The sequence below is a fragment of the Cohnella thailandensis genome (genome assembly GCF_014212135.1).
In the GTDB taxonomy this organism is placed as follows: Bacteria; Bacillota; Bacilli; order Paenibacillales; family Paenibacillaceae; genus Cohnella; species Cohnella thailandensis.
In genome coordinates this window covers 380,713-407,639 of the sequence record NZ_JACJVQ010000006.1, presented here as the reverse complement: position 1 = coordinate 407,639, position 26,927 = coordinate 380,713, and the positions used below count along the sequence as shown (strand labels likewise).

At 59.5% G+C, this 26,927-nt stretch carries 21 protein-coding genes; 4 read left to right on the top strand and 17 right to left on the bottom strand.

All coding sequences use genetic code 11. The features are described from left to right. Positions 1-55: 55 nt before the first annotated feature. The 7 genes from H7B67_RS31085 to H7B67_RS09750 all read right to left on the bottom strand — a co-directional run bounded on the left by H7B67_RS31085 (position 56) and on the right by H7B67_RS09750 (position 9,892). Positions 56-1,228 carry a response regulator gene (locus H7B67_RS31085; protein ID WP_185119607.1) on the bottom strand — a complete coding sequence of 391 codons (1,173 nt, stop codon included), beginning with the start codon at positions 1,226-1,228 and terminating at the stop codon, positions 56-58. Next, entirely contained in the window at positions 1,203-4,298 is a 3,096-nt protein-coding gene (locus tag H7B67_RS09775) for a hybrid sensor histidine kinase/response regulator (protein WP_185119606.1), read from the bottom strand. The genes H7B67_RS31085 and H7B67_RS09775 overlap by 26 nt, the downstream gene beginning before the upstream one ends. 39 nt (positions 4,299-4,337) lie before the next feature. Next, positions 4,338-4,700, bottom strand: coding sequence for a response regulator (locus H7B67_RS09770; RefSeq protein ID WP_185119605.1), 363 nt, complete (start codon positions 4,698-4,700; stop codon positions 4,338-4,340). Between the two features lie 127 nt (positions 4,701-4,827). Next, positions 4,828-5,484: a nitroreductase family protein gene (locus H7B67_RS09765; protein WP_185119604.1), complete on the bottom strand. Its 657-nt coding sequence runs from the start codon at positions 5,482-5,484 to the stop codon at positions 4,828-4,830. Between the two features lie 187 nt (positions 5,485-5,671). Next, entirely contained in the window at positions 5,672-7,927 is a 2,256-nt protein-coding gene (locus tag H7B67_RS09760; protein ID WP_185119603.1) for an alpha/beta hydrolase family protein, read from the bottom strand. A gap of 274 nt (positions 7,928-8,201) precedes the next feature. Beyond that, positions 8,202-9,452, bottom strand: coding sequence for a DUF3900 domain-containing protein (locus H7B67_RS09755; RefSeq protein WP_185119602.1), 1,251 nt, complete (start codon positions 9,450-9,452; stop codon positions 8,202-8,204). A gap of 71 nt (positions 9,453-9,523) precedes the next feature. After that, entirely contained in the window at positions 9,524-9,892 is a 369-nt protein-coding gene (locus H7B67_RS09750) for a winged helix-turn-helix transcriptional regulator (protein ID WP_185119601.1), read from the bottom strand. A 130-nt stretch (positions 9,893-10,022) separates the two neighbouring features. On the opposite strand from H7B67_RS09750, the gene H7B67_RS09745 reads away from it, so the two are divergent. Both H7B67_RS09745 and H7B67_RS09740 read left to right on the top strand, forming a co-directional pair. After that, complete coding sequence (locus H7B67_RS09745; RefSeq protein WP_185119682.1) at positions 10,023-11,264, top strand: MFS transporter; 1,242 nt, start codon at positions 10,023-10,025, stop codon at positions 11,262-11,264. A 2-nt stretch (positions 11,265-11,266) separates the two neighbouring features. After that, a complete protein-coding gene (locus H7B67_RS09740) occupies positions 11,267-12,112 on the top strand; it encodes an aldo/keto reductase (RefSeq protein WP_185119600.1) in 846 nt (281 codons plus the stop codon). 78 nt (positions 12,113-12,190) lie between these two features. On the opposite strand, the gene H7B67_RS09735 is transcribed toward H7B67_RS09740, so the two are convergent. The 5 genes from H7B67_RS09735 to H7B67_RS09715 form a co-directional block, all read right to left on the bottom strand. Then, on the bottom strand, positions 12,191-12,481 hold the full coding sequence (locus tag H7B67_RS09735; RefSeq protein WP_185119599.1) for an alpha/beta-type small acid-soluble spore protein: 291 nt from the start codon (positions 12,479-12,481) through the stop codon (positions 12,191-12,193). Positions 12,482-12,589: 108 nt separating this feature from the next. Beyond that, complete coding sequence (locus tag H7B67_RS09730; protein ID WP_185119598.1) at positions 12,590-12,970, bottom strand: response regulator; 381 nt, start codon at positions 12,968-12,970, stop codon at positions 12,590-12,592. A 21-nt stretch (positions 12,971-12,991) separates the two neighbouring features. Then, positions 12,992-14,722 (bottom strand): hybrid sensor histidine kinase/response regulator, encoded by a 1,731-nt coding sequence (locus H7B67_RS09725; protein ID WP_185119597.1) that lies wholly within the window; start codon positions 14,720-14,722, stop codon positions 12,992-12,994. A 22-nt stretch (positions 14,723-14,744) separates the two neighbouring features. Beyond that, entirely contained in the window at positions 14,745-15,797 is a 1,053-nt protein-coding gene (locus H7B67_RS09720) for an HD domain-containing phosphohydrolase (protein ID WP_185119596.1), read from the bottom strand. Positions 15,798-16,004: 207 nt separating this feature from the next. Next, entirely contained in the window at positions 16,005-16,637 is a 633-nt protein-coding gene (locus tag H7B67_RS09715) for an NAD(P)-dependent oxidoreductase (RefSeq protein ID WP_185119595.1), read from the bottom strand. Between the two features lie 247 nt (positions 16,638-16,884). Here H7B67_RS09715 and H7B67_RS09710 point away from each other — a divergent pair, with 247 nt between their 5' ends. Continuing rightward, a complete protein-coding gene (locus H7B67_RS09710) occupies positions 16,885-19,200 on the top strand; it encodes an ATP-binding protein (RefSeq protein ID WP_245363147.1) in 2,316 nt (771 codons plus the stop codon). 77 nt (positions 19,201-19,277) lie between these two features. On the opposite strand, the gene ald is transcribed toward H7B67_RS09710, so the two are convergent. From ald to H7B67_RS09685, 5 genes are all read right to left on the bottom strand, one after another. Next, positions 19,278-20,411, bottom strand: coding sequence for an alanine dehydrogenase (gene ald, locus H7B67_RS09705; protein WP_185119594.1), 1,134 nt, complete (start codon positions 20,409-20,411; stop codon positions 19,278-19,280). A 20-nt stretch (positions 20,412-20,431) separates the two neighbouring features. After that, complete coding sequence (locus H7B67_RS09700) at positions 20,432-21,778, bottom strand: aspartate aminotransferase family protein (RefSeq protein ID WP_185119593.1); 1,347 nt, start codon at positions 21,776-21,778, stop codon at positions 20,432-20,434. Positions 21,779-21,818: 40 nt separating this feature from the next. Further along, the gene (locus H7B67_RS09695; RefSeq protein ID WP_185119592.1) at positions 21,819-23,300 is read right to left on the bottom strand and encodes a CoA-acylating methylmalonate-semialdehyde dehydrogenase; all 1,482 of its coding nucleotides are present in this window, start codon (positions 23,298-23,300) and stop codon (positions 21,819-21,821) included. A 237-nt stretch (positions 23,301-23,537) separates the two neighbouring features. Continuing rightward, on the bottom strand, positions 23,538-24,458 hold the full coding sequence (locus tag H7B67_RS09690) for a nucleoside hydrolase (protein WP_185119591.1): 921 nt from the start codon (positions 24,456-24,458) through the stop codon (positions 23,538-23,540). 120 nt (positions 24,459-24,578) lie between these two features. Continuing rightward, positions 24,579-25,982, bottom strand: a complete 1,404-nt coding sequence (locus H7B67_RS09685; protein ID WP_185119590.1) for a sodium-dependent transporter — start codon at positions 25,980-25,982, stop codon at positions 24,579-24,581. A gap of 100 nt (positions 25,983-26,082) precedes the next feature. On the opposite strand from H7B67_RS09685, the gene H7B67_RS09680 reads away from it, so the two are divergent. Continuing rightward, the gene (locus tag H7B67_RS09680) at positions 26,083-26,907 is read left to right on the top strand and encodes a DUF6492 family protein (protein ID WP_185119589.1); all 825 of its coding nucleotides are present in this window, start codon (positions 26,083-26,085) and stop codon (positions 26,905-26,907) included. Positions 26,908-26,927: the final 20 nt, after the last annotated feature.

Below are 26,927 nucleotides of genomic sequence, written 5' to 3'. Positions count from 1 at the left end.
AATAATTCGGCCTTTTAATATCTCAGCCAGTTTAAACTAGCCTCCGATACCCAGCCTAAGCCCGCTCCTTCTTCTGCCTGATCTCGTTATACAGCTCGACCGTCATGGCCGAGGGCTCGATGCCCAGCTCGCCGAGTCTCTCCAGCAGGACATGGTAGATTCGGAACACTTCCTCGTGCTTGCCCGAGGCGAATTGCGCCCTCATCATCAGCCGGTAGGCTTCCTCGTCGTAAGGCGATACGGAGAGATGCTTGAAGACGACGTCCGTCATCTTCATGTACTCCCTGCTCTTCTCGTATAAAGCGGCCAGCTCCATGCGCAGCTCTCCCGCGACCTGCTCGATCTTCAGGATGTCTTCCTCCGCCCAGGCGTAATCCTCATCCTTGAATAGCTGCCCCTTATACAGGGCGAGCACGCTCTCCAGCGCTTCCGGCGTCGTTGCCGGAGCCGCCTTCAGCTCTTGCACCCGGCTTAAGAAAAGCTCGTAATCCGTCTCGATGACTTCTTCCTTGATATGATATTTTTCTCCCTCGTACAGCAGGGCGCCCTCGAAGCCCAGCTGTTTCAGATCCTTCCGCAGGAAGCTCACGCAAGTATGCAGATAGACCTTGGACTTCTGGTAATGCTCTTCCGGCCAAAGGGCATCCACGATGACGTCCCGGTGGATCCTCTCCCCCTTCCGGAACGTCAGGTAAGCGAACAGCTCCCTCTCCTTGCCCGTGCGCCACTTCATTCGCTCTTGACGGGAGTTGCACGCGGAGATTCCGCCCAGGATTCGGACGCGGAGCAGGGGCGACTCGTCCGCCGCCTTCCGCTCGTCGGCAACCGCCGCCGCGGCGGCGATCTCGTCCCTTCCGGCGTTCTTCGCCGCTTCCTTCTTCACTCTCTGCACCGTTTTGACGAGCCTGTCCATCTCCAAGGGCTTCAGCAAGTAATCCACGGCATCCCGCTCGAAGGCCGAGATCGCATAGCGATCGTACGCGGTCACGAACACCACCTGAATATCGAGATTCTCGTTGCCGATTCTCTCGGCGAGCTCGACTCCGTTCATTCCCGGCATCTCGATGTCCGAGAAGACGACGTCCGGACGCAGCCGCTTCAGCTTCTCCAACGCGTCGAAGCCGTTATTCGCCTCTCCGACGATCTCGACCTCTCCGACCCTCTCCAGCAAAATCCTTAATATTCTTAGAGCATGCTCTTCGTCATCGACCAGCAACGCTCGTATCATCTTTATCCCTCCCGTGCCTGTCTTTACTATCGGAAGCCGGAAGCCACAGCGTTACCCTCGTCCCTACATTCGGAGCGCTTTCCACCTCCGGCGGCTTGCCGGACAGGTGAAGGACCCGCTTGAGAATATTGCGGAAGCCGACCCCTTCTTCCCCTTGGCCTCCCTCCAGCAATCGCCGCACTTCGTCCGCCGTCATTCCGATTCCGTTATCTTCGACGACGACTCTCACGTACTGGCCTGCCTTCTCGATGGCAAGCCGCACGGTTCCGCCGTCGACTTTCTTCGCCACTCCGTGGCGGATCGCGTTCTCGACAAGCGGCTGGATCGTGAGCGACATGACCGGCACGGACAGCAGAGCGTCGTCGATCTCGATGTTCAGCTCGAGACGACTGCCGAAGCGCGCCTGCTCGATGTCCGCGTAGGCTTGCACGAGCTCCACTTCCTGCGCGAGAGTCACCGCGTCGCTCCGCTGGTCCTGATGGAAGATGATACGCAGGTAGCGGCTGAGCACCGCCAGCAGCTCTCCCGCCCTCGGACCGTCCGTATAGCAGAGCGACATGATCGTTCCGAGCGCATTGTATAGAAAATGAGGCTTGATCTGGGATTGCAGGAACGCCATCTCGCTCGCGGCCGCTTCCTTGGCCAGGTTCTTCATGGCCAGCAGCGTGCGGATCCGCACCCGGATCTCCCCCGCGTCCAGCGGCTTGACGATGAAATCGTTGCCGCCGGCGGAGAGCACCGCTTCGATATCCGCCGGCGTATTCCTCGCGATAAGATACAGGATCGGAAGGTCGATAGGCGAATAGGTTCTGCGTATCCAACGGCCCACCTCGTAGCTCTCCCCGCCCGGCATCATGACGTCCAGCAGCAGAAGATCCGGCGGCGGGCCGGATTCGCGCATCGCCTCGATCGCTTCAGCCGCGCTGTGGGCGGTCTCCACCCGGTATCCTTCGATCGCGAGCAGGTTCACGAGCAGTTCGAGATTGGCCGGAGCCGCGACGACCAAGATCGACTGATCCTCTCCTCGCCCGCCCTCTCCCCCTTCGGACGACGCCGCGACGAGCGTCTCGGCCGATTGCGGCTCCTTCTCGTGCGGGGAATCTGCCTCCGCTTTATAGGCAGGCAAGAAGATCTCGAAGCGGATGCCTTCCCCGTCCCGGGCTTCCTTCCATTCCAACCGCCCTTCCATCAGACGAACGAGCTCGCCGGCGATCGATAAGCCGATCCCGAAGCCCTCCGATTCCAACTGTTGCTCGGACGGCTTGCGATGCTGCATCGCCTCCACCGTCAGGAGGATCTCTTCTCCCAGGCTCGTCGCCGACACCTGCAGAAGGGATTGCTCCATATGCCTCAAGCATAGGTCCAGGATGTTGGACAGCACCTGCAGAAGCCGCCTATCGTCCGCCCGCGCGTACATGGAGTCCGGCCCGATCCGGCTGTCCAGCCGGACCCCTTTCTCGTTGGCGAGAAAGCCATAGACGCTGAACAGGTTGCTCGCGCAGGCTTGCAGGTCGACCCGCTCCCGGGAGACGACCAGGCGCTCGTCCTTCAGCTGAGCCAAGTCGATGACGTCGTGTACCATGTTCGACATCCGGAAAGCCATATTGCGGATAAGCAGAAGCTTCTCCCGGGTCCGCTTCGCGTTCGGAGTGCGCGCCGGATCGTCCAGGACGGACTGCGACAGGTTGATGATGCCGTTAAGCGGCGTGTTCAGCTCGTGGGACGTCTGAAGCAGGAATTCGTCCTTTCGCTCGTCCGAGCGCTTGAGTTGGTCCGTCAGCCCCTCCATAGAGGTATACAGGCTGAGGTAACGCCTCGCCACCATCATGAGAGCCAGAACGATAAACGCCAGAACGAGCACGTCGGTCAGCGCTCTGGCCGCGATATCGCTGGCATCCGAGAAGCTGACGAAAATATTGATCGGAAAAAGAACGATGCACATGATCGCCGCGATAAACAGCTGCATCTCCTGCCGGTCGAACACGCCGTAGTCGCGTTTGCGATACATTCGAAGCAGCACGAAGACGAGCAAGCCGAAGAAGAACGGCAGCGCGTAGATAAAGTATTCCAAGAAGGCGGAATAGACGGAGTAGGGCAGCAGGACGATGCAGACGGCATAAGCCGCGTAGAGGGCGGCTGCAGCCTGAAGGAATCTTTTCCACCTGCCCAGCTTCAGCAAGCTGTTCGTATATAGAATCGTAATCGGATAGGTGACGTTCAGGGTGACATCCTTGAGCTTCCAGCTTAGCTGGAATGGCGCGTCCGGGAACATCTCCAGGAAGGAACGCTGCCCGTTCAGGAAGATCATGATGCCGAAGATCGCGAAGAAGATTCCGAAGAAGAGAAATCCGGTATTGCGATTGAACAGGCCGAACAGCACGATAAAGAAAAATCCGAAAATGAACAGCACGATCACTCCGGCCCACTCCAGAGAGATCTGTACCTGCCTGTCCATGACGATATTGCCGATAAGCCCCAAGGTCGGCGAGAAGAACAATCCGCCTCCCTGACGATATTCGTAATTGGCCGCTTGAATGACGATCTCCAGCCTGCCGTCGGCAGGCGCCGTAAAGTAGATCGTATAAGGGGCGTTGCCCGGCTTGTAGTCCCGGCGGCTCTCCGAAGGAATTCCTGACTGCCCCAGAAGCTCGCCGTTCACGTAAAATTTATCCGAGAAGCGAATGATTTGTTTCTGAATGGCGAGCTGCTCGTCCAAGCCGGGCCGAAGCAGGACGGTGAGCCGATAGGTTCCGGCGCCGAGCGCCTTCATGTCGGGACCGTTCCAGACTCCGGGAACGTTAAGCAGGCCGCCCTCCGGGCTCGGGTTCTCCCCGGCGAAGTCCTTCGGCTCCAGCAAACGATTCGGGTAGAACTCCCATTCGCCGTCTAGCGGCAGATTCCCTTGAACCTGGAGATCCCATGCCGTAAGATCCAGAATCCCGTTCTTCGCTTGCGGGGAATCGGATTTGGACAGATAGGTAATAGCGATCACGGCGAGAACCGCCGCGACCGCCGCCGCGAGAATCCATTGAAATCGATCCGTCTTCCTTCCGATAAGCATCCGATTCATTCCCCGTACCTCTGGACTGTAATGCCGGTCCCAGCCCCCCTAGGCCAGAATCGCTTCGATTCTCTCGATAAGGCGGTCTTGGAGGATCGGCTTGATCATAAAGTCTTTCGCCCCGGCCTCGATCGCCTGGATGATCATGTTCTTCTGGCCGAGAGTCGAACAAATGACGATTCTCGCATCGGGGTCGAACTGTTTGATCTCCTTAAGGGCTTCCAGCCCGTTTACCACGGGCAGGGATAAGTCCATTGTAACCAAATCCGGCAGGTATTGCCTATATAAATGGACGGCTTCGGCCCCGTTGCAAGCTTCCGCGACGACTTCGTACCCGTTCGATTCCAAATAATCCTTCAGGATATTTCTCATAAATACGGCGTCGTCCACCACTAGTATTTTGCTAGACATGGTCTATCATCCTTTCTTCCATACTCCTATCCTAGCAATAAGGACTGAACAACTTCTTAACACGCCAAAAAACGGCCGATAAGATCGGCCGCTTCGGAAGTCCGCTATTCGAGTGTCCAATCAAAAGTTACTTCAGCTCGTTCCAGGATACGATGTCTTGGATCGGGAGTCTGGCGGTCAGCCGTCCCGGGGCGTCAGCCGCGGCTTTGCCGACCGAGATCAGCATGATCGGGACAAGGTTCTTCGGAATCCGGAACTCCTCGATCAGCTTCTGCTCGTCGTAGCCGCCCATCGGCACGGTATCGTAGCCCCTGGCTTTGGCGGACAGCATCAGCTGCATGCTCACCAGGCCGCCGTCGATCTGTACGATGCTCTTCATCTTCTCGGCCGGAAGGCCGCTATACAGCCTCAAGCTGTTCTCCGTGAATTGTTTCGCGAAGTCGGCGGGCATGTAGCCTCTCCGAACGGACTCTTCGTTGATGCGCCCGATCTCCTTGTAGCCGTCGAGGTCTCCGAGCACCACGATCGTTGCGGAGGCGGTCAGCACTTGTTTCTGGCTGTTGGCAATAGGATGCAATCTTTGCTTGGCCGCCTCGTCGTTGATGACGAGGAATCTCCACGATTGCGTGTTGCTGCTGGAAGGAGCCAGCGAAGCTTCTTCGAGAATCTCCGTCAGCACGCTCTCCGGAATTTGAACCGACGGATCGTAGTGGCGAACCGAACGGCGTTCCCTTACGACGGCGGAATAATCCGCGGCTACGCTTTGCTCTTGAACGGTACTCATGAATGGCACTCTCCTTCGTCTATCTATGATTTTAATTAGCACAGTATCGGTCGAGGAAAAGGAAAGTTTTATGACGTTCATCCGTATACTGTGTTCATTTACGCACAGTATACGCCCCGCTTGAAGGTTTTGTCAACGAGCAAGCGATGGGGGCCTTTGAACGCACGTCCGTCTCCGGCCCCCCGCCCTACCGCGCAAATCCGATATCGTCCAGCATGACTTGCCCTGCCGCCCCTCCAAAATAAAAGACGATGCGGCGAAGATGATTCCAATCGACGTCATGGCCCGCGGCCCCGAATCGTTCCAGAGGCAGAAGATACGTCTGGAATACCGATTCGGCCTCTTGAGCGTATTGTCCCCGTCCAAGCCCGGCTTCCGGCCACCCTAACCAAGTAAACGACGTTCTCGGCGTCGCCTGGATGGGGAAGATGCCGCTTAGCGAGACGTTTGCCGTACGGCCGGCCGCGTCCTCCGCTTCTACTCGGATATTCAGATCCTTCGCTGCGGCTTCGGCTCCTTGATTCTCCTTCAAGAGCCAGCTCAGGTTCGCCATGGAGAAGCTCAGCATAGGCAAAGAGCCATCCTCGGCGTTCGTCACGGACATCCGGAAGGAGGAGTCGGCTTGGAGCGCGTAGGAAGCCCCTTCCTCGCTCCAGCTCAGCACGACGCCGCTGTTCCCTTTGCCATGCTTCTGCCGGTCAAGAGCCTCTTCGCGTTCCCAAGCGTCCGCTCCTGCCGCCGAAGCGGTTATTCCCGCTTCCGGCCGTTCCTCCGAGCTCCCGGCATTCTCGTAACGAGCGACGGGGACAAAGCCGGCATCCTCGTATTGGCTCCAATACGACGTGTCGGGAAGGAAGCCGGCTCCCGCCCGGTAATCGCGGAAGAGAGGACGATAGCCCGCGTTGCCGTGCAAGGCGTCTTCCAGAAACGCGGACACGTAAACCTTGGCGATCTTCCTCTGCTGTTCGCCGGACAAATCCGGCTTCTTAAGGAAGAGGCCCGCCGGCATCGATTCATCCCGCGCTCCCCAGGTCGTATTGAATTGCCCATGGTTCGCTCCGGCGATGTAGAGCGAAGTTTTAAAGGCGTCCGAGCCCGGCGCGAAGGAGGTCCGCTGGTATTGCCTCTCTCCGTAGAAGTTGTTGACGTCCGCGTCCTCAGACCCTTGCAGGGTCATGTAGGCGACATCCTTCAGGTTGGCCGTCTTGCCGTCCACCGTCGTGTCCGTCGGGGCGATCGCGATAACCGCCCTTATACGATAGGATTCGCGATCCGGCAGCGCGTTATCCGCCGCGAACCAAGCTTCCCGGTCCGCGGCCATCGCGACCGCCTGTCCGCCCCGGGAATGGCCGAGCAGGGCGACGCGATCGAAATCGACGGCTTCGTAGAACGGAGTCGACGGGTCGTTGGCGAACCGCTCCAGCTGACCGATATGCTTCAGCAGGATCCACGCCCTCAGCTTCATGTCTTCGTCCGGAATGCCTCTCCAGACCGAGTAATTCAAGTAGTTCTCGTCCACCGAGATGGCGAGGAAGCCGCGGCTCGCCAAAAGTTCCCCGAGGTAGCCGTAGCCTTCGTCGGAGTAATCCTCCATCAGATGATTGCCGTGCACCATGAGCACCAGCGGCCAAGGGCCATCCCCTTCCGGCATCCAAACCCGGCCGTTCAGCGGCAGCTCGCTCTCGTCGAAGCCCCAGAATCGCTTGCGCGGCCAAGGCCAATCGCTCGTGTAGCCGGAAGCGTCAGCCGGCTCGGAGATCAGGCCCACGCTCTCTCCGAATTCCGGCCGATGCTTGTCTTCCCCGCTTCCGTAGGTAAAAGCACGGTAAGCGTAATCCCCGGCCTGCGACGGATCCGCCTCCGCCAGCGCTTCGATCGCCTCCCCGGCATCGGCGAGCGCGACGCCTTGGTTCTCCTCCGCGCCGAACAGGCGGGAATCCACGGTGAGCAGGCCGATGAAACCGGCCGCAAGCAACGCGGAGAGAACGGCCGCCAGCTTCGTGCGCCACGGCCCTCTCCGCGCGAGTACGCCGGCAACCCAACCCCCGCCCCCGCCGATGCCCGTAAGCAGCGCCGCCAGCCCTATCGCGAAGCCGGTTTGTATCTCCGCGAAGACGAAGATGACGGACAGCGCCGCGATCGTATAGAGCGCCGCGCCGATGGCGAGGGCCGGCACCTCGCGGCGCACCCCGCTCAACAGCCATGCGACGACAATACCCGACAACGCAAGCGCCAGCACGTTAAGCACGATCGCCGCGGCGAGGTCGAAGCCCGTTCCGAAGCCGGTCGGAGCTCCCAAGGCGCTTAGCGCGACCGTCGACGTGCTCGCGACCCAGATGCCGCCCGCCGCCGATCTCCACAGTCCTTCTTCGAACCGCAGCCCCAAGAAGCCGCGTTTCTCTCGCAATCTTGTTGTCCGAACGCGTTCCATCTCTATATTCATTGCGCAATCGCCTCGTTAATGTCGTAAGAGCGATCCCTTTAGAACCGCCTAAGTTGCTAGAATGCCGTATGACTAGAATAATAGGTTGCCGGACGGCATTCGGCCGGAATCCGGCTTATTCGAATTATAAACCTTCTACCTGCCGACTCCCAGTTTTAAATCATGGGTGTCCTGCCTTCAAGCATAAAAAAACAACCCGAAGGGAATCGCCGGTTGCCGGCTCCTCCTCAGGCTGAAATTTGCAAAGCTAGCATTCTCATAAACGTTCCGCCTTCTATCTCTCCGTCTCCATCCGGCGGGCGGTATGCCGATAATGCATTCTCTCCAGCACGTTCTCGATCTCGTCCGGATACAGAAGCTCGATCGGGGAGATGCCCTTGTCGAATTGGAAGGAGTCTCCCTCGATCAGCACGACGTAGCGGCCGTTCATGCGGGCGATATGGATATTCTCGCCGTACTCCGCCATCTTCGCTTTGACGGAGACGTCGTCCAATTTGAACTTCAGATCCAGCTCCGGCTGGAATTCGAGCAGGTGGGAGGTCGCTTGGACGACGTCCTCGTGCGTCCATTTCTCCTGAAGCTGTCGTTTGTCCGCCGCCGCCCACACCTCCAGCTGGGATTCCTCCCGATGCCGGTTTTGCTGCCAGCCGGGAGTCGCCTCGTCGTGACGGCCGACGGGCGTCCACTCTTCTTCCGCCCGAATCGGCGCCTCGACCGCCGTCGCGAGCGGATCCTCCGCCGCCGCGTCGGCCGTCAGCTCCTCCTCGGCGGAAGAAATCGCGACCGATGCCTGCTCCCGGACCGCGCCTCCCTGCCACTTGTTGTCCATATACTGCTGGACGAGCTCGATCACCTGGTCGGTCACGATCTCCGGCTTCGATTTCTCGTAGGATACGTACTTAAGGAAATCCTCGAAATACCGGGCGTGGGACGCTTGGTGGATTTTCAACTCGTAGGGCTCCAGCATTCCTTCTTCCGGCATGTGCGGGTACTGGATGGACTTGATGTTCCGGGCGCTGATCGCCATCTCGACCTTCGAGATCAGGCTCTTCTCGTCCGAGATGCGGGCGATCTTCGATTCGAAGTCGCACTTGAGCAGGAACACGAACGGGTCGTCGAACAGCTCGTTCAGCTTGGCCAGCGCCACGATGAAGGCTCCTCCCCGCACGGAGCTGGTGTCCATGTACGTCCGCAGGATATCGTCGCAAGCGTAATGGAACTGGTTCTTGTCCTTCGCGGTGCGGAGCTTCTGGAACAGATTGTAGTTCGGGTTGGTGTCCAGCTCGTAGCCGGGCTCGACCAGGAAGCGTCCGATCTTCGTCGGAGCGTTCTCCGAGTTCGCGTTCACCTCGGCTTTGCGTTTGCCGATCCGGGTGAATTCGCTGTCGAGAAACGAGCTGATCTCGCTGTCCTCGTAACCGAAGTGGTCGAGCGTCTGATAGTGCTTGTACCTCTTGGCCGGGTCCTGCTCGGAGCTGTCGGATTGAATGACGAAGAACGACAAATATTGAATGGAGAATCTCATGCGCGGCTCCTTTTACGTTTCCTTTATAGGTTCTATCATACCATCGGCGATACGCTCGCGCATGCCCGGATTTAGAACTTGTTCAAGCCGTTGTCCTCGAGGATTCCGCACAATTGCCCGTGCTCCTTGATAATGTGCCGCTCTCCCCAGGAGCACAGAGAATCCAGGATCGGCTTCAGACTCCAGCCGTATTCGGTCAGCTCGTACTCGACCCGCGGCGGTACCTCGTTGTAGACGATGCGGTTGACGATTCCGTCCGTCTCCAGCTCCCGGAGCTGCTGGATCAGCATTTTCTGGGTGATCTGGGGCATGATTCGCTTCAGGTCGCTGGTTCTCTTCTTGCCGTGGGTAAGGTGGCAGAGAATGACGCACTTCCACTTGCCGCCGATAACCTCCAGCGTCGCTTCCACCGAGATGTTGTATTTTTTAGTCGTGAGCACGGCTCATTACCCCTTTCAATTATTACTTTTCGGTGACTATGGCACTTCAAAGTACGTACTGTTCATCCCGTTCCCTATCCTCCATACTAGCACTTGCCGGCCGGCAACGCCAAGCTGTAAGGAGGCATAGATTATGCTCGACAAACGAAATAGCACATTAGCGCTTCTGGCCCTCGCGGTCAGCGCGTTCGCCATAGGAACGACCGAATTCATCAGCGTCGGCTTGCTTCCGCTCATCTCGGACGATCTTCGAATCTCCGTCGCGACGGCGGGATTGACGGTAACGCTCTACGCGCTGGGCGTCACGTTCGGAGCCCCGGTGCTCACCTCGCTGACGTCCCGGGTACCGCGCAAAACGCTGCTAATCGGAATCATGCTCGTCTTCATCGCGGGCAATAGCCTTGCGGCCGCCGCAACGAGCGCATTGCTTCTGTTCGTCGCCAGGGTGCTGTCCGCCTTCGCCCACGGGATCTTCATGTCCATCGGGTCGACGATAGCGGCGGATCTGGTTCCGTCCGATCGCCGGGCGAGCGCGATCTCGATCATGTTCTCGGGACTGACGATCGCGACGGTAACCGGCGTTCCGCTCGGAACGTATCTCGGCCAGCACTGGGGCTGGCGAGTCTCCTTCTGGGCGATCGCCGCGATCGGCATCGCCGCTTTGATCGCGAACGTCCTGCTGGTGCCCCGCGGCTTAAGGCAAAGCGCGAGAACCCCGTTCCGCGAACAAGCCAAGCTTCTCTCCAACGTGAGGATCCTGCTCGTCTTCGCCATCACCGCGCTCGGATACGGGGGCACGTTCGTCGTGTTCACCTACCTGTCCCCTCTGCTGCATGAGGTGACGGGCTTCGCGGAGAGCACGGTCGCGGCGATTCTCCTCCTGTACGGCATCGCCATCGCGATCGGCAACGTCGTCGGAGGCAGGCTGGCGAACCGCAATCCGCTTCAAGCCTTGCTCTACATGTTTATCGTTCAGGCCGTCGTGCTTCTGGTCCTGACGTTTACCGCGCCGCTTCCGGCCGCCGGCCTCGCGACCGTCTTCTTCATGGGGCTGCTCGCGTTCATGAACGTGCCGGGCTTGCAGGTGTATGTCGTTATTCTGGCGGAAAAGTACGCGCCGAAAGCGGTGGATGTCGCTTCCGCCTTTAATATTGCCGCGTTCAACGCGGGCATCGCGATCGGCGCCTACGTAGGCGGGCTGGTCACGGACTCCCTCGGGCTCGTCCATACGGCTTGGGTCGGCTCGATCATGGTGGCGATTGCCGTCGCCCTGACCGCATGGAGCCGCAAGCTGGAAGGCCATCCTAAGGCGAAGTCCGGGAACGATGCCGTTCAAGAGGGCTCGACCAATCATTCATATGGAGGAATTTAACCATGAGTCAACTTACCATTCAAGATACCGTGACGCTCATCAACGGAGTCTCCATGCCTCGCCTCGGCATCGGGGTTTTCCAGGTGGAGGAGGGCCGCGATCTGGTCGAAGCGCTGAAGGCGGCCGTTCGTCACGGCTACCGCAGCATCGACACCGCGGCCATCTATCAGAACGAGACCAGCGTCGGACAGGGAATCCGCGAAGCGTTGGCGGAATCCGGCTTGAAGCGCGAGGACCTCTTCATTACCTCGAAGGTGTGGAACAGCGACCTCGGCTACGAAGCGACGCTCGCCGCATATGAAGCCAGCCTTAAGCGGCTTGGCCTCGATTACTTGGACCTGTATTTGATCCACTGGCCGGTTCAAGGCAAGTACAAGGAGGCCTGGAGAGCTCTGGAGACGCTGTACAAGAACGGCCGCGTCCTGGCGATCGGCGTCAGCAACTTCCAGGTTCACCATCTGCAGGACTTGATGCGGAACGCGGAGACGAAGCCGGCGATCAACCAAGTGGAGCTCCATCCGCGGCTGACCCAAGAAGAGCTTCGGGCGTTCTGCAAGGAGCAAGGAATTCAAGTCGAGGCATGGTCCCCTCTTATGCAAGGCCAACTTCTGGATCAGCCCGACCTTAAAGCGATCGCCGAGAAGCACGGCAAGTCGGTCGCCCAGGTCATCCTCCGCTGGGATCTGCAGCACGGCATCGTGACGATTCCGAAGTCGATCCGCGAGCCCCGCATCGTGGAGAACGCCTCCGTGTACGATTTCGAGCTGTCGCCGGAAGAGATGAAGGCGATCGATGCCCTTAACGAGAATCGTCGCGTCGGGCCGGATCCGGATCACTTCGATTTCTAACCCGAACGCGAAAAATCCCTTTAGAAAGCGTCGACGGCCCTTTCGCCGCGCGCTGCTTTCTAAAGGGATTTGTTTTGGTTAGCTGTCTCCCTGCTGCCTGGACAGCTTCTCCTGCGCCATCCGGATCATCTCGCGCACCATGCTGCCGCCGATCCGGCCTCCGACATGGCCGACCGACTCGGTCGTCAGCCTGCCGTTGTCTCCGGGGCTCAACGGCACGCCGAGAGACTCCGCGACCTCATACTTCACGTCGTCCGGCCTCGCGGGATCGACGGCGAAGCCCTCCTTGCGCATGACGTCCGCCTTCAGCGTCCGAAGCGCCTGCTCCGCCCCGTCCACGGCCGGACGCTTGTTTCTTCTCCTCGACATGTTCGCATCGCTCCTTCGGGCATCGGAATCTTACGCTTCCTTTGATTGTTCCCCGAAGCGATCCGAATATGCGGCGGCGAGGGTTCTCCGAAGCGGCGGCGGCTTCTCCTACGCTCTGCTGCCCGAGAGGTTCAAATGCCGTTCGATCTTGCCAAGCAGCCGCAGCCATTCCACCGGCTTCGTGTCGAAGTCGTCGCAGCCGGCATCAAGCGCTTTCTCCCGGTCGCTTGCCATCGCGTGCGCGGTCAGGGCGATAATCGGGATCGACCTCGTCCTCTCCTCCGCCTTCAACGCGCGGGTGGCCGACCAGCCGTCCAGAACGGGAAGGCTCATGTCCATCAGGATAAGATCGGGAGATTCCGTCCGGGCGGCTTCCACTCCCTTCTCCCCGTCGATGGCCATGACGACCTCGAAGCCCTTTCTCTGCAGCCGGCGCGACAGCATGTCCCGGTTCAACTCGTTATCTTCCACTAGCAGAATCTTGGCCATCTTCCTCGCGCCTCCGATCGATTAGTCGCCTTTCTCCGCCGGCCGGGATGACTCCCGTCCGGCTCCGTTAAGCAAGAAGCGGATTTCCTCCAGCAGCCGCTCGCGGCGGAAGCTCCCCTTCTGGACGATTTTCTCCGCGAACCCGTTCAAGCGCCGCCGATCTTCCTCGGTGATATCCTTGGCCGTCAGGACGATAATCGGCAAGCTTCCGCTCGTCCCCGCTCTTCGCTCGCGAAGCTTCTCCACGAACTCGAAGCCGTCCATGTTCGGCATCATAAGATCCAGAAGGATCAGCTTCGGCTCCAGCTTCTCCAGGAGATCCAGAGCCTTCTGCCCGTCCTCCGCGCGATGAACCCGATACCCCTCGCGCTCCAGCATGTAGGTCATCATCTGGCTGGTCGTCGCATCGTCCTCGATGATCAGAATCGGATCCACCTGGCGTTTGGGTACGTACTTGTCCAGCGCGGCAATCAGTCTCTCCTTGTAAACCGGCTTCGTCAGAAATTCCGACGCGCCCAGAGCATAGCCCAAGCTCTTCTCGTCCGTCATCGAGATCATGATGACCGGGATAGACGCGGTCTGCGGATCGTTCTTCAGCTCGGCGAGCACGCTCCAGCCGTCCATGCCCGGCATCAGCACGTCCAGCGAGATTAGCTTCGGCTGCAGCTCTCTGGCCAAGCGAATTCCCTCCTGGCCGCTTCGGGCCAGCGCCACCGAGCAGCCTTCCTTGCCCAGCAGTCTCTGCATCAGATGGAGAGCCGTCGGGTCGTCGTCGATGACGAGCACCGTGTCCGCGGCCGCCTTGGCGCCGAACGGCGCGGAGGGGAGGCCTGCCTCTTGCTCTTCCTCGCGAAGAAGAGGGAGATATACCGAGAACGTGCTGCCTTGCCCGAATACGCTGGCCGCTTCGATCCGTCCCTCCAGCATATGACAGAGCTTCTGGCTGATCGCGAGCCCGAGCCCCGTTCCCCCGTATTTCTTCGTCGTGGAGGAATCCGCCTGCCTAAAGGCTTGGAACAGATGATCCATCTGTTCCTCCGTCATTCCGATCCCCGTATCCTTCACGCGGAAAAGCACGCCCGGCTTGCCCAGCTCCTCCCCGAACGCCGCGGTAAGCGAGATGCTCCCCTCGCTCGTGAACTTGCCCGCGTTGCTGAGCAGGTTGAACAGGATCTGCCTCAGCTTCGTGACGTCCGTCCGCAGCTCACCGGGCTGAACCTCCACCGTCAGACGATTGCCTTTCTGCTCGATCAGGGGGGTTACCGTCGTGACGACGTCTTGAATCAGGCTCGGCAAATCGCACGTCTCCAGATACAGGTCCATCTTCCCCGCTTCGATCTTGGATAGATCCAGAATATCGTTAATGAGCGTTAACAGATGCTTGCCCGCCTGATGGATCTTCCCCAGATCCTCCGCGATGCCCAGAACGTCGGCTTCCTCCGCTTCCTCCCTTAGCATCTCGCTGTATCCGATAATGGCGTTCAGCGGCGTGCGCAGCTCATGGCTCATGTTCGCAAGGAATTGGCTCTTCGTCCGGTTGGCTTCGACGGCTTCGTCCCTGGCCTTCTCCAGCTCCGCCGTCCGTTCGCTGACCATAGCTTCCAGCCGATCGTTCAGCAGCCGGAGCTCGTTAGTCAGCCTGCCGTTCTCTTCCTCCTTCCGCTCCGCCAGCCGTTCCGCCTTAATGCGTTCGTTCCTCTCCCGCTCCAGCTCGCCTCGCAAGGCGGCAAGCTCCGCATGCATGCTCTCCATCCGCTTCCCTCCTCAATGTCGCCTAGGAGACGCCCCGATTGTTCTCCTTCCGACGCATGACCCGCATGAACGCCTCGACGACCTCCGGATCGAAATGCTGGCCTCTCTGGTTCTCGATCTCCGCCATAGCTTCCTCGTGGGTCCATGCTCTCTTATAGGGCCGTTCGTTCGTCAGCGCATCGTAGAAATCGGCAAGCGCGACGATCCTTCCGGCAAGCGGAATCTCCTCTTGCTTCAGCCCCTTCGGGTAGCCCATTCCGTTCCATTTCTCATGGTGTGTCTCCGCGATCGTTCCGGCAAGCTGAAGGGCGGGGAACACGCTTCCTTCCAGAATGCTCGCGCCGATCAAGGTGTGCTTCTTCATCTGCTCCATCTCTTCCGGAGTGAATCGCCCCGGCTTCAGCAGGATGCTGTCCGGGATGCCGATCTTGCCGATGTCGTGCAGGGGCGTCGCCTGTCGGATCAGCTGCGCCTCCTCCTCGGGCAGCCCGAGCTCCGCCGCGATCTCGAACGCCATCTGGCCGACGCGCTGCGTATGCTGGCCCGTCTCGTCGTCCCTGTACTCGGACGTACGGCCGAGCAGCTCCAGAATCTCGTGCTTCGCGTGCTCCAGCGCCTTGGTCCGCTCGCTGATCCGGTCTTCCAGCCGCTGATTCTGATCCTGCAGCTGAAGATGGTAGAACCTCGTCTTAAGCAGATTGTTGATTCGCAGCACGACTTCCAGCCTATCGAGCGGCTTCGTGACGAAATCGTTCGCTCCCAGGCGAAGAGCCTCCGCCCTCGCCTCCGGAGTGGCGTCGGCCGTCAGCACGATGATGGGCAAATACTCCCCGTCGCCGATCCGTTCGCTTAGCTGCTTGAGAAGAGTAAAGCCGTCAACCTCCGGCATATGCAGGTCCAGCAGAATAATATCCGGCTGAATCTCTTGGAACAGCGACATCAGCTCTCCGGGGTTCGTCGTGCTATGAAGATGCTCGTACTGGGCGCGGCGCAATATCCGATTGAGCAGACTGATGTTGTATTCTTGATCGTCGACAATCAGGAACTTTGCGCTAGCTCTCCATTCTCGATCCATCACGAACCCCCATTCCATAATAATCCTCTATAGGAACGATTATAGACGATTAACGAGGGTTAATGAATCCATTTTCTGTTGAAAAATAGTCGTTTCTAGCGGTTGATGACGAATAATGGCGAATTTAAGCGAAAAGAAAGGGCAGTCCGACGGCCAAAACCGACCGCGGGACTGCCCCTATTCCTAAGCTATTGCGAACTGCCGAACTTAGCGTTCCGAGACGACCGTGAACCGTTCGTTCACGTGCTCCGCCTTCTCGATCTCGTCGACGATGGCGATCGCATAGTCCTCGTAGCTGACGTAGCTGTCGCCCTTGGAGTTCACGAGCAGGCGATTTTTGCCTTTCTTGTACGAACCGGTTCTGCGGCCCAGCGCGAATTCCGCGGACGGGCTGACGAAGGTCCATTTCACGCCGCTGGAGGCCTGCAGGTCCGCCAGGTTCTGCCCTTGGCTCGTCGCTAGCGGGCGGAACATCTCCGGGAATCCCGGCGTCGTGAACAACTGAACCTTCTCTTCCGGATCGACGTACAGGCTGCCCGCGCCGCCGACGACGATCAATCTCGTGTCGCTGCCGCCGAGGATGTCGATCAGGTGCTTGCCGCCCGTCACGTTCAGCTCCGGCTTCTCGAAGAAGCCGACCGCGTTGACGACGACGTCGAACGCCTTCAGATCGGCCGCCGTCAGCTCGAACAGTTCCTTCGCGAGAACGTTCCCGGCTTCCGCCGGCGCCTTGGAGGCGTCGCGGACGATCGCCGTCACCTCATGCCCGCGGCTTGCCGCTTCCTTCACGATGTTGCTGCCCGCTTTGCCGTTTGCGCCGATTACTCCGATTTTAGCCATTTATGGTTCCTCCCGATTCACTCTGAATTTTTAGCATTTACCTGTAACTATAATAGTTACATTTTATCGCATTGTCAATCCATCGTCTTAGGCTGTCCCATCCGGCCTATGTCTACCCGTGAAGAAAGACAAACTCCCCCTGCCTAGCCCTCGTTTATTGGGTTTGCGCTCAAATCCTTCTAATTGACAGCTGTTTAGCGGCCGTTGTCTAATGAATAATAGTACACACAGCCGGAGGCACATCCCATTGACCATTAAAGCGAAGATCGCAGCCTTCATCAGCGCGCTTGTTGCGATCATCTTAATCCTTAATATATCGATCTATTATTATTCGACGAAGAACGATCTGGAGCGGCGCACCGAGAATCAGATGGGCATCATCGCCAAGCAGATCAGCGCTACCGTGGAGGCGACGCAGAAATCCCGCAAGTATATGGAGGATTCCGCGGGCGTCATGCTCCGGAATGCGGCACTGGCCGCCAAGGAGAGGCTCGATCCGGACATTGCGGGCGTGACGAACGAAGAGCTCGTCGAGCTTAGCGCGGAACTCGGAATCGACAATCTGACCCTGTGGGTTCGCGAGGATGACGGCGATATCGTCGTTGCCCGCTCCTCCGATCCGGACGAGCTGGGGCAAAGCTCGAAGACGTGGGACTACTGGTTCACCGCCTTCACCCAGTTGTTCGAGAATCGGGAAGTGACGATCCCGCAAGGGGAGAAGCTGAAAAATTACTGGACGGGCCCGATCAACTTCTCGACGACGAACCCGGACCGTGTGGACAAGTGGGGCTACTACTACGACGGGACGACGAATTATCTTATCAATCCTTTTATCAACGCCGAGCAGTTTCTCGATTTCGAACGTTCCTCGGGCACGGAAGCCGTCATTCTCAAGATTCTTCGCGACAACCCCGACGTTCTGGATATCACCGGCTTCAACCCGCAGTTTTTCGGCAAGGAGAAGATCATCAAGTACAAGAAGGGCAGCCCGGTCTATAATCTCGACGTTCGGGATATCGCATTCGGGGACTACTTCTATCAAGACGAGGACGATGCCGAGCATATTCTCGAGGCTTCCGAATCGAAGAAAATCGTCACCGTTCACGATACGGACCGCGGAGTCCGCCTGATCAAGAGCTTCATTCCGATGGACGTGGCCAACCATCTGGTCGTCGGCATCGTCTCCGACGGGGAAACGATCCGCCAGGAGCTGAACCACCAGCTTCTCGTTCAGATCGTGATCTCCTTGATCCTCGCGGCATTCGCGCTGTTCGCCAGCTACTTCCTCGCCGGCTTCCTGCTTAGGCCGATCAACCGGATTCTCGAGACGGTCAACGAGATGGCCCGCGGCCGGCTGAACAGCCGGCTCGAAGTCCGGAAGATGGACGAGCTCGGAATGCTGTCCTCCCGAATCAACGCGATGGGAGACAGTCTGGAGCATCACACCTCCAGGCTGAAGGAATCCGCGGAAGAGCTGCGCAGCATGAAGCAGTATTTGGAGTCGTTCGTCAACCATACCTCCGATGCGATCCACGTCTCGGATCTGGAAGGCAACGTGACCCAGACGAACAAGGCGTTCGAGACGATGTACGGGTGGAAGGAGCGGGAGATCCTGCTCCGGCAATTGGACAACGTCCCGCCCGACCATGTCCGGGATTTCGAACGGATCCGGCAGATCGTCCTGCAAGGCGGAGCGGTCGCCGACTTCGAGACGGCGCGGTACGCGAAGGACGGAACGCTGCTCGACGTGAGCCTGACCGTCTCCTCCATCCGCGACGAGGCCGACCGGATTATCGCCATCGCGACGATCTCGCGGAATATTACGGAGAGGAAAAAAACCGAGGAGCTGCTGAGGCGATCCGAGAAGCTGGCCGTCGCCGGCCAGCTCGCGGCCGGGTTCGCGCACGAGATCCGCAATCCGCTGACGACGCTGCGCGGGTTCGTCCAGCTGCAGCAGGAGCAAGGCTCGCTTCAGCCTTCCTATCTGCAGATCATGGTGTCCGAGCTTGATCGCATCAACCATATCGTCAGCGAGCTGTTGATCTTCTCCAAGCCGCAAGCGGTTCGCTTCCAGGAAGCCGCCGTGCCCGACATCGTCGGCGATGTCGTGATGCTGCTGGAGTCCCAGGCTAAGCTGAACAACATCGACATTTCGGTTCGTTGCGCGGACGCGCTTCCGCCGGTTCGCTGCGAGCCTAACCAGTTGAAGCAGGTGTTCATCAACCTGATCAAGAACGCCATGGAAGCCATGCCGGGAGGCGGCACGCTGCGCGTCGAAGGAGAATCGCTGCCCGATGACCGGGGAGTCTCGATTCGCGTCATCGACCAGGGCGAGGGCATTCCGGAAGAAGCGCTTGGCCGATTGGGCGAGCCCTTCTATTCGACCAAGCCGTCCGGCAACGGGCTCGGCCTCATGGTGAGCCAGCAGATCATCGCCACGCACAAAGGCTACATGAAGTTCATGAGCCAGGTCGGCCGCGGAACGGTCGCGGAGGTGACGCTCCCCGCTTCCGGAGCCTCCATCGTGTTGGAGCCGGACCTCGGCAAGCCTTCCACTGCTTAAGGAAAATCAGGCGCAAACGTCAAAGACTGCCTTTAGGGTTTCATGACCTTAAGGCAGTCTTTTTGCGAGCTTCCTCTTCAATTCGAGATCGCCCGGCCTTCCAGGATCTCCTGCACGTCCGTATGCGCGTAACCGTGCGCCTCCGCTACCGCGCGGAAGGTGATCTTCCCTTCGGCCGCATTGATCCCCCGGGCAAGCGCCCGGTTGTCCAACGCCGCTTGGCGGTAGCCTTTGGACGCGATCTGCAGCCCATATGGCGTCGTCACGTTCGTCAGGGCGATCGTCGACGTGCGGGCGACCGCGCCCGGCATATTCGCGACGGCGTAATGAACGACGCCGTGCTTCACGTAGGTCGGATTGTCGTGCGTCGTGATCCGGTCGATCGTCTCGATCGACCCGCCCTGATCGATAGCGACGTCGACGATGACGGAGCCCGGCGACATGCTTCGCACCATTTCTTCGGTCACCAGGCGAGGGGCCCTGGCCCCGGGGATGAGCACCGCGCCGACGACCAGATCGGCCGCGCGAACCGCCTCGGCGATGTTGTGCGGACTGGACATAAGCGTCTTCACCCTCCCCTGGAACAAGTCGTCCAGCTGACGGAGGCGATCCGCGTTGATGTCCAGGATTCCAACGTCCGCTCCGAGCCCGAGGGCGATCCGCGCGGCGTTCGTGCCGACGATGCCGCCGCCGATCACGGCGACCTTCGCCGGCGCGACTCCGGGCACTCCGCTCATGAGCACTCCTTTGCCTCCGTGGGATTTCTCCAGGAAGTGAGCGCCGATCTGAATGGACATCCGGCCGGCCACCTCGCTCATCGGGGTCAGCAGCGGCAGGCTGCCGTTGTCGAGCTGGATCGTCTCGTAGGCGATCGCGGTCACCTTGCGTTCCGCGAGCGCCTTCGTCAGCTCCGGCTCCGGCGCGAGATGAAGATAGGTATAGAGGATAAGTCCCTCCCGGAAAAACCCGTATTCCTCCGGAAGAGGCTCCTTCACCTTGACGACCATCTCGGCCGCCCACGCCTCCTCGGCCGTTCCCACGACGTCGGCGCCGACATCCCGGTAGTCCTGATCGGAGAAGCCGATGCCGATGCCGGCGTTCGTCTCCACGAGCACCCGATGTCCGGCCTGCCTATAGGACACGACGGCTCCCGGCGTCATTCCTACCCGATTCTCGTTGTTCTTGATCTCCTTGGGAACACCGATGAGCATCGTTCATTCCTCCTTGCTTCTTACATGCTCGCCAATACTTCGCTTAAGGTGCTTACGATAAAAGCCAGATCGTCGTCGGTCGAGGATAGCGGAGGCGCGATGGTGAGAACGTTGTTGAATCCGTCCACGGTGTCTCCGTTCTTGCCGATGATAAGCCCCTTGGCCTTGCAGGCGGAGATGATCTTCGCGACCTGCGCCAGAGGAAGCGGCTCCTTCGTCCGTCGGTCGGCCACGAGCTCGATGCCCAGAATAAAACCGAAGCTGCGGACGTCTCCGACGTTCGCGTGCTTCAGCCATCCTCTCGCACTCTCAGCCAATCTCTCCCCAAGCACCCGGGACCGTTCCACCAGCCCTTCGCGCTCGATGATATCCAGGTTGGCCAGAGCGACCGCGCAGGAAGCCGGATTGCCGCCGAAGGTGTTCACGTGCCGGAAGTGGCTGTAGTCGTCCTTGCCCTTGAACGCCTCGTAGATCTCCTTGCGGACGGCCGTCGCCGACAGAGGCAGATAAGCGCTCGTCAGTCCCTTGGCCATCGTGACGATATCCGGCTTGATGCCGAAGTTCATGTGGCCGAACTTGCGTCCGGAGCGTCCGAAGCCGCAGATGACCTCGTCGATGATCAGGAGCACCCCATGCTTGCGGCAGATGCGTTCGACTTCTTCCATGTAGACCGGATGGGGAACGATGACCCCGCCGCCGGTAATCGCCGGCTCCATGATGACGGCCGCGATCGTCTCCTTGCCTTCCCAGACGATGGTTTGCTCCAGGTCCTTGGCGCACTGCAGATTGAACTGCTCCACGCTCATCCCGTCCGGCCGGCGATAGCCGTAGGGAGGCGGAACGTGCAGGAAGCCCGCAGCCAGCGGCTCGTACTTGAACTTGCGCTGCGATTGCCCGGTGGCGGACAGGGCCCCCATGGAGTTGCCGTGATAAGCCCGATACCGGGAGACGATCTTGTAGCGATTGCCCTCTCCGTTCTGTTCATGATATTGGCGGGCGATCTTGAAGGCGACTTCGTTCGCGTCGGAGCCGCTGTTGGAGAAGAAGACGACATAATCGCCTTCCAGCCATTCGTTCAGCTTCTCCGCCAGCCGAATGGCGGGCTCGTGGCTCTGAAGCATGGAACCGAAGCTGAGCTTCTTAAGCTGATCGTAGGCCGCCTTAGCCAGCTCCTCGCGCCCGTACCCGATATTGACGCACCACAGCGCCGACATTCCGTCCAGATACCGGTTCCCGGATGCGTCCGCGATCCAGGAGCCCTTGCCCTCCTCGATTATCATGGGAGGATTCTGCTCGTTATACGGAGTCATCGCATGCCACAAGTATTGACGATCCTTCGCCGCAAGATTCTCGATATCGGTAATCATGGGATCCCTCTCCTTCAGGTTCCTATTGGTACGCCTTCGCTTAATAGCGGGCGGTGAGCATTTTTTTGCGGGTGTAGAATTCGACGCCGTCCCTGCCGTTCGCGTGGAGATCCCCGTAGAACGACTTCTTGTACCCCGAGAACGGAAAAAAAGCCATCGGCGCCGGCACCCCGAGATTGATCCCCAGCATCCCGGCATCGATCTCGTCGCGGAACTGCCTAACCGCCTTCGCGCTGTCCGTATAAAGGCAAGCGCCGTTCGCGAAATCCGATTCGTTGGAAATGGCGATCGCCTCGGCCAGATCCTTGGCCCGGACGACGGAGAGCACCGGAGCGAAGATCTCGTCCTTCCAAATCTTCATTCCCGGCTTCACCTCGTCGAAAATGGTAGGACCGACGAAATAGCCCGCTTGAGAAGCGGCTTCGGCATCCTTTCTCCCGTCGCGGACGAGCTTGGCGCCTTCCGCTTCCCCAATCTCGATATACCCGATTGTCCGGTTCTTGTTCTCTTCGCGGATAACGGGGCCAAGAAATACGCCTTCGTCCAAGCCGTTGCCGATCCTGATCCCGTCCGCCGCCTTCGCGAGGCGGCCGACCAGCTCGTCCGCGATATCCCCTACCGCCACGACGACCGAAGCCGCCATGCAGCGCTCCCCGGCCGATCCGAAGGCCGCCGCGACGATGTTCGTCACCGCGTTATCGAGATCGGCGTCCGGCATGACGATCGAATGATTCTTCGCTCCGGCGAGGGCCTGCACCCTTTTGCCGTTCGCGGCTGCCGTTCTATAGACATGCTCCGCCACAGGCTGCGAGCCGACGAACGAGATCGCCTTCACCCCGGGGCTCTCGAGCAGGCCGTTCACCACGTCCTTCGCTCCGTGAACGATGTTCAGCACGCCGGCGGGAAGTCCCGCTTCCGCGAACAGCTCCGCCAGCCTTCCCGCCAGAAGCGGCGTTCTCTCCGACGGCTTAAGCACGAACGCGTTGCCGCAGGCGATGGCCAGCGGGAACATCCAGCAGGGCACCATCATCGGGAAGTTGAACGGCGTAATTCCGCCGACGACGCCGAGCGGATAGCGGTACATGCCCGACTCGATGCCCGTCGCTATGTCGGGAAGCTGGCCGCCCATCATCAGGGTGGGCGCCCCGGCCGCGAATTCCACGCATTCGATGCCTCTCTGCACCTCTCCATAGGCCTCGGAGTAGCTCTTGCCGTTCTCCAGCGTCACGATGCGGGCCAGCTCCTCCCAGTGCTCGACCAGAAGCTGCTGATAGCGGAACAGAATTCTCGCCCTGCGCGGAACCGCCGTCTTGCTCCACTCGGGGAACGCGGCCGCCGCGGCCGCTACCGCCGCCTCCACGTCCGCCTTCGGCGAGAGCGGCACCCGCGCGAGCAGCTCTCCCGTGGCCGGGTTCGGAACGTCCTCCCAGCGCTCGGCGGAAGAGGGCACCCATTCTCCGTTCACGTAATTTTTCAAGCCGGGGATCGTCCCGTTCGTCTCGTTCGGCAAGGATATCGACATCGGGAATGCTCATCTCCTTGTTCTTAGCGTCGGCAGACCGGTCGGGAGCCTGCCCGTCCGTCAGGCAATGTTAGATTTGATGACCATTATAGCACCGGCATTTCGGCCTTCATTTAGACAATACGTTAAAAAAGTCGCCGAGGATGGCGTACAATCGATCCGGCGGGCAAGGGCGGTCATATTACGTGACATGGGTACAAAAAAAACAGAACCGGGTCGCCCCGGTTCTGTCTTCGATTAGATTACCCGACTAAGAAAGTGCTTCAGGAAGCCTTCCGCGTCCACCTTCACGCAAACGTCGACGTTCGGGTGCTCGCCCGGCACCTCGCGCGTTCTCGCCAGCTCCTCGCCGGAGAGCTCCACGACCAGCCGCATCGGCTCGGTCTCCAGAAGCTCCGGCTTCACGACGGCGCCGATCGCCAGCGGATCGTGCAGGCCGCAGCCGCCGATTCCCGGATAGGCCGACTCGTAGAAACGAATATAGAATTCCGTCATGTCCGCGAAGAAGCCGCCGAGCTCGGCATCCTTGGCCCGCCATACCGGCATCTGGGACATCGGCAGCAGCGTCTGCATCGTGACGTCCAGCCCGACCAGCGTGATCGGCAGGCCGGAGCGGAACACGACGTCCGCCGCCTCCGGATCGCTGTAGATGTTCGCTTCCGCATATTCGCTCACGTTGCCCCGGCGTCTGGCGGCGCCGCCCATGATGACGACGCGATCGACCAGGCCGGCAATCTCGGGATCCTTCCGCACGGCATGAGCCAGATTGGTAAGCGGCCCCACGAACACCAGCGTCACTTTGTTCTTGCGGGCGCGGACCGTCTCGATAATGAAGTCGACGGCGTGCGCGTTCCCTTTGCTCGCAACGGGCGCGGAGAAAACGGCTTCTCCCAGTCCGTGCTCCCCGTGGATTTGCCGCGGATATTCATTTTTCGTACGTTTAAGCGGCTGCTTGGAGCCTTCGTACACCGGAACGTCGGAGCGGCCGAGCTTCTCCAGCACCACAAGAGAGTTGCGGGTCGCTTCCTCCACGGTGATATTGCCGAAAGTCGTCGTTAAGCCAAGCACCTCGATCTCGGGAGATCGAACCGCGTATGCGATGGCGAGCGCGTCGTCCACGCCGGTATCTACGTCCAGAATAATCGGTTTAACAGTCAAGCATGATTCCTCCCCGGCTTTGGATAAGCTCTACTCTTATCCTAACATACCATAATTCGAGCCCGTTCCGCCAAATAGGCTTGAATTCGACCGCCGTCCGTCCCGCGGATCCTCCATGCATCATAGGTTAAGCAGACCCGTCGAATAGAGGAAAATAAGCACGATCACGACCGGGATAACGACCCGCAAGAGAAAAAGCCACGCGGAGAACAAAGCTCCTCGCAGGCCGGCCTCTTCCCCGACGGATTTCCACACGTAGCCCGTGAACAGCGTCACGATGAGTCCCCCGAACGGCATCATGATGTAAGCCGTCGCGAAATCGAACAGATCGAAGAAGGACCGGCCGAACAGGGAGACATCGGTCAACGGCCCGCCTACGGAGAGAGCGGCCGGAATGCCGACCAGGAAGCACAACACGGAGACGACGACCGCCGCCTTTCTCCGGGACCAGCGCCACTTGTTCATCGCGTAGGCGACGGGCACCTCCAGAATGGAGATTGCCGACGTGAGGGCCGCGATCGCGAGCAGCAGGAAGAACAAGCCGCCGAACAGGAAGCCCGCGGGCATCTTGGAGAAGGCCGCCGGCAGCGCCATGAAGGCAAGCCCGACGCCTTCGTCCGGCTCTAGCCCGAAGGAGAACACGGTCGGGAAAATGACGAGTCCCGCGATGAACGCGTACAGAAGGTCTCCCCCTCCTATCGCCATCGTCGCTCCCCCCAGCGATTGCTCTTTTTCCACGTAGGAACCGTAAGTCAGCATGCAGCCCATTCCGAGCGACAACGAGAAGAACGCATGGCCGAGCGCGATAAGCACCGATTCGGCGTCCACCTTGGAGAAGTCCGGCTCCAGGAAAAAGCTCACTCCGGCGGATGAGCCCGAGAGGGACAGCGACCGGAGCATGAGGATGAGGAGCAGGATAAGAAAGCCGGGAATGAGGATTTTGTTGAACTTCTCGATCCCGCCGGACACCCCTCTGGCGATCACCGCTCCGCAGAGCAGCATGACGACGGCTTGCCAGAACAGCGGCCAATAACCGCCCGCGAAGTCGTTGAACACGATCTCGTAATTCGGGGCTCCGCGGTACAACGAACCGGTGAAGGAGGCGATCGTGTAGTGAATCGTCCACCCGGCCACGACGGCGTAATAGGCCATGATCGCAAAAGCCGTCACGACCGTGAACAGCCCCATCCCCGCCCAATAGCGGCTGCCGCTCAGCCGGACGAACGCCGTTGCCGCGTCTCCCCGGCCTCCCCGTCCGATCGCCATCTCGGCAAGCAGCAGCGGCAGCCCCACCACAAGGAGACACCCGATGAAGAGAACGAAGAAGGCCGCGCCTCCGTGTTTGCCGGTTATGTAAGGAAACTTCCACATGTTGCCGAGGCCTACCGAACTTCCTATCGCCGATAGAATGAAGCCGCTCTTGGTGAAACGCTCCGCCTTGCCGCCTTTTGGACCGGATTCGGTCTTATGCTCCTCTGGATTCACCAGGTTCACCCTCTCTCCCGCCGCGTATCCGGTTGTCATTCGTTTCCTAGGTATCCTGCCCGTTCCGCTCACCTTCCATTCGGTCGGTACATAGGATGAGCCAACGACACGCTATTCCCAGGGAGAGAGTGATTCTATCATGGCCGAGACCAGCAAACCGGCGGTGCTAGGGATCGAATCGAATCGGTCGGCCGTCCCGATCGACGTGCTGATCCCCGCAATCGAGAAAGACCTTGCGACCTTGCCCCACGCGATAGACAGCGTCCGCAAGCACGTCTCTCACCCGATCGGAAGAATCTACATCGTTTCCCCCAACAGCCGGAGAATCCGCAATCTCGCGAAGAGCAAAAACTGTTCTTTTATCGAGGAAAGCTCGCTGCTGAAACTGAAGAAAAGCAATATCCGTTACGGAACGAGCGCCTGGGAGCGCTCCGGCTGGCTGTACCAGCAGCTGCTGAAGCTGAGCGGAGACAAGATCGGCAAGAAGGCTTACTTCCTCACGGTCGATGCCGATACCGTCCTGATCCGCCCTCACCGCTTCCTGAAGGGGGGACGGACGATTTTCTACACCCGCAACTGGAGCCAGCCCGAATACTTCCGCACCTACAAGAAGCTGCTCGGCCGCCGCGCCTCCGCCCCCGCTTCCTTCGTCACCCACTACATGCTCTTTAATAAGAAGAAGCTGGCCGGGTTAAAAAGGACGATCGAGAACAAGCACGGCTCCAAGTGGTATGCGGCGATCCTGAACTCCATGGACAAGAAGCGCTCGTTCGCCTTCTCCGAATTCGAGACGTACGGCAACTATGTCTATTCGGCCGACCCGGACAGCTGCCTGCTCCGGCCCGCCAGGAACAAGCACGTTCACCGCGGCTATCGGTCCCTGACCGCTCCGGAATTGAAGAAGTATGCCGCCAAGTATCGGTCGTTGTCGTTCCATCAGCGGAAGGCGTATTCGAAGAAATAAAATAAGCCGAGTCTCTCCTT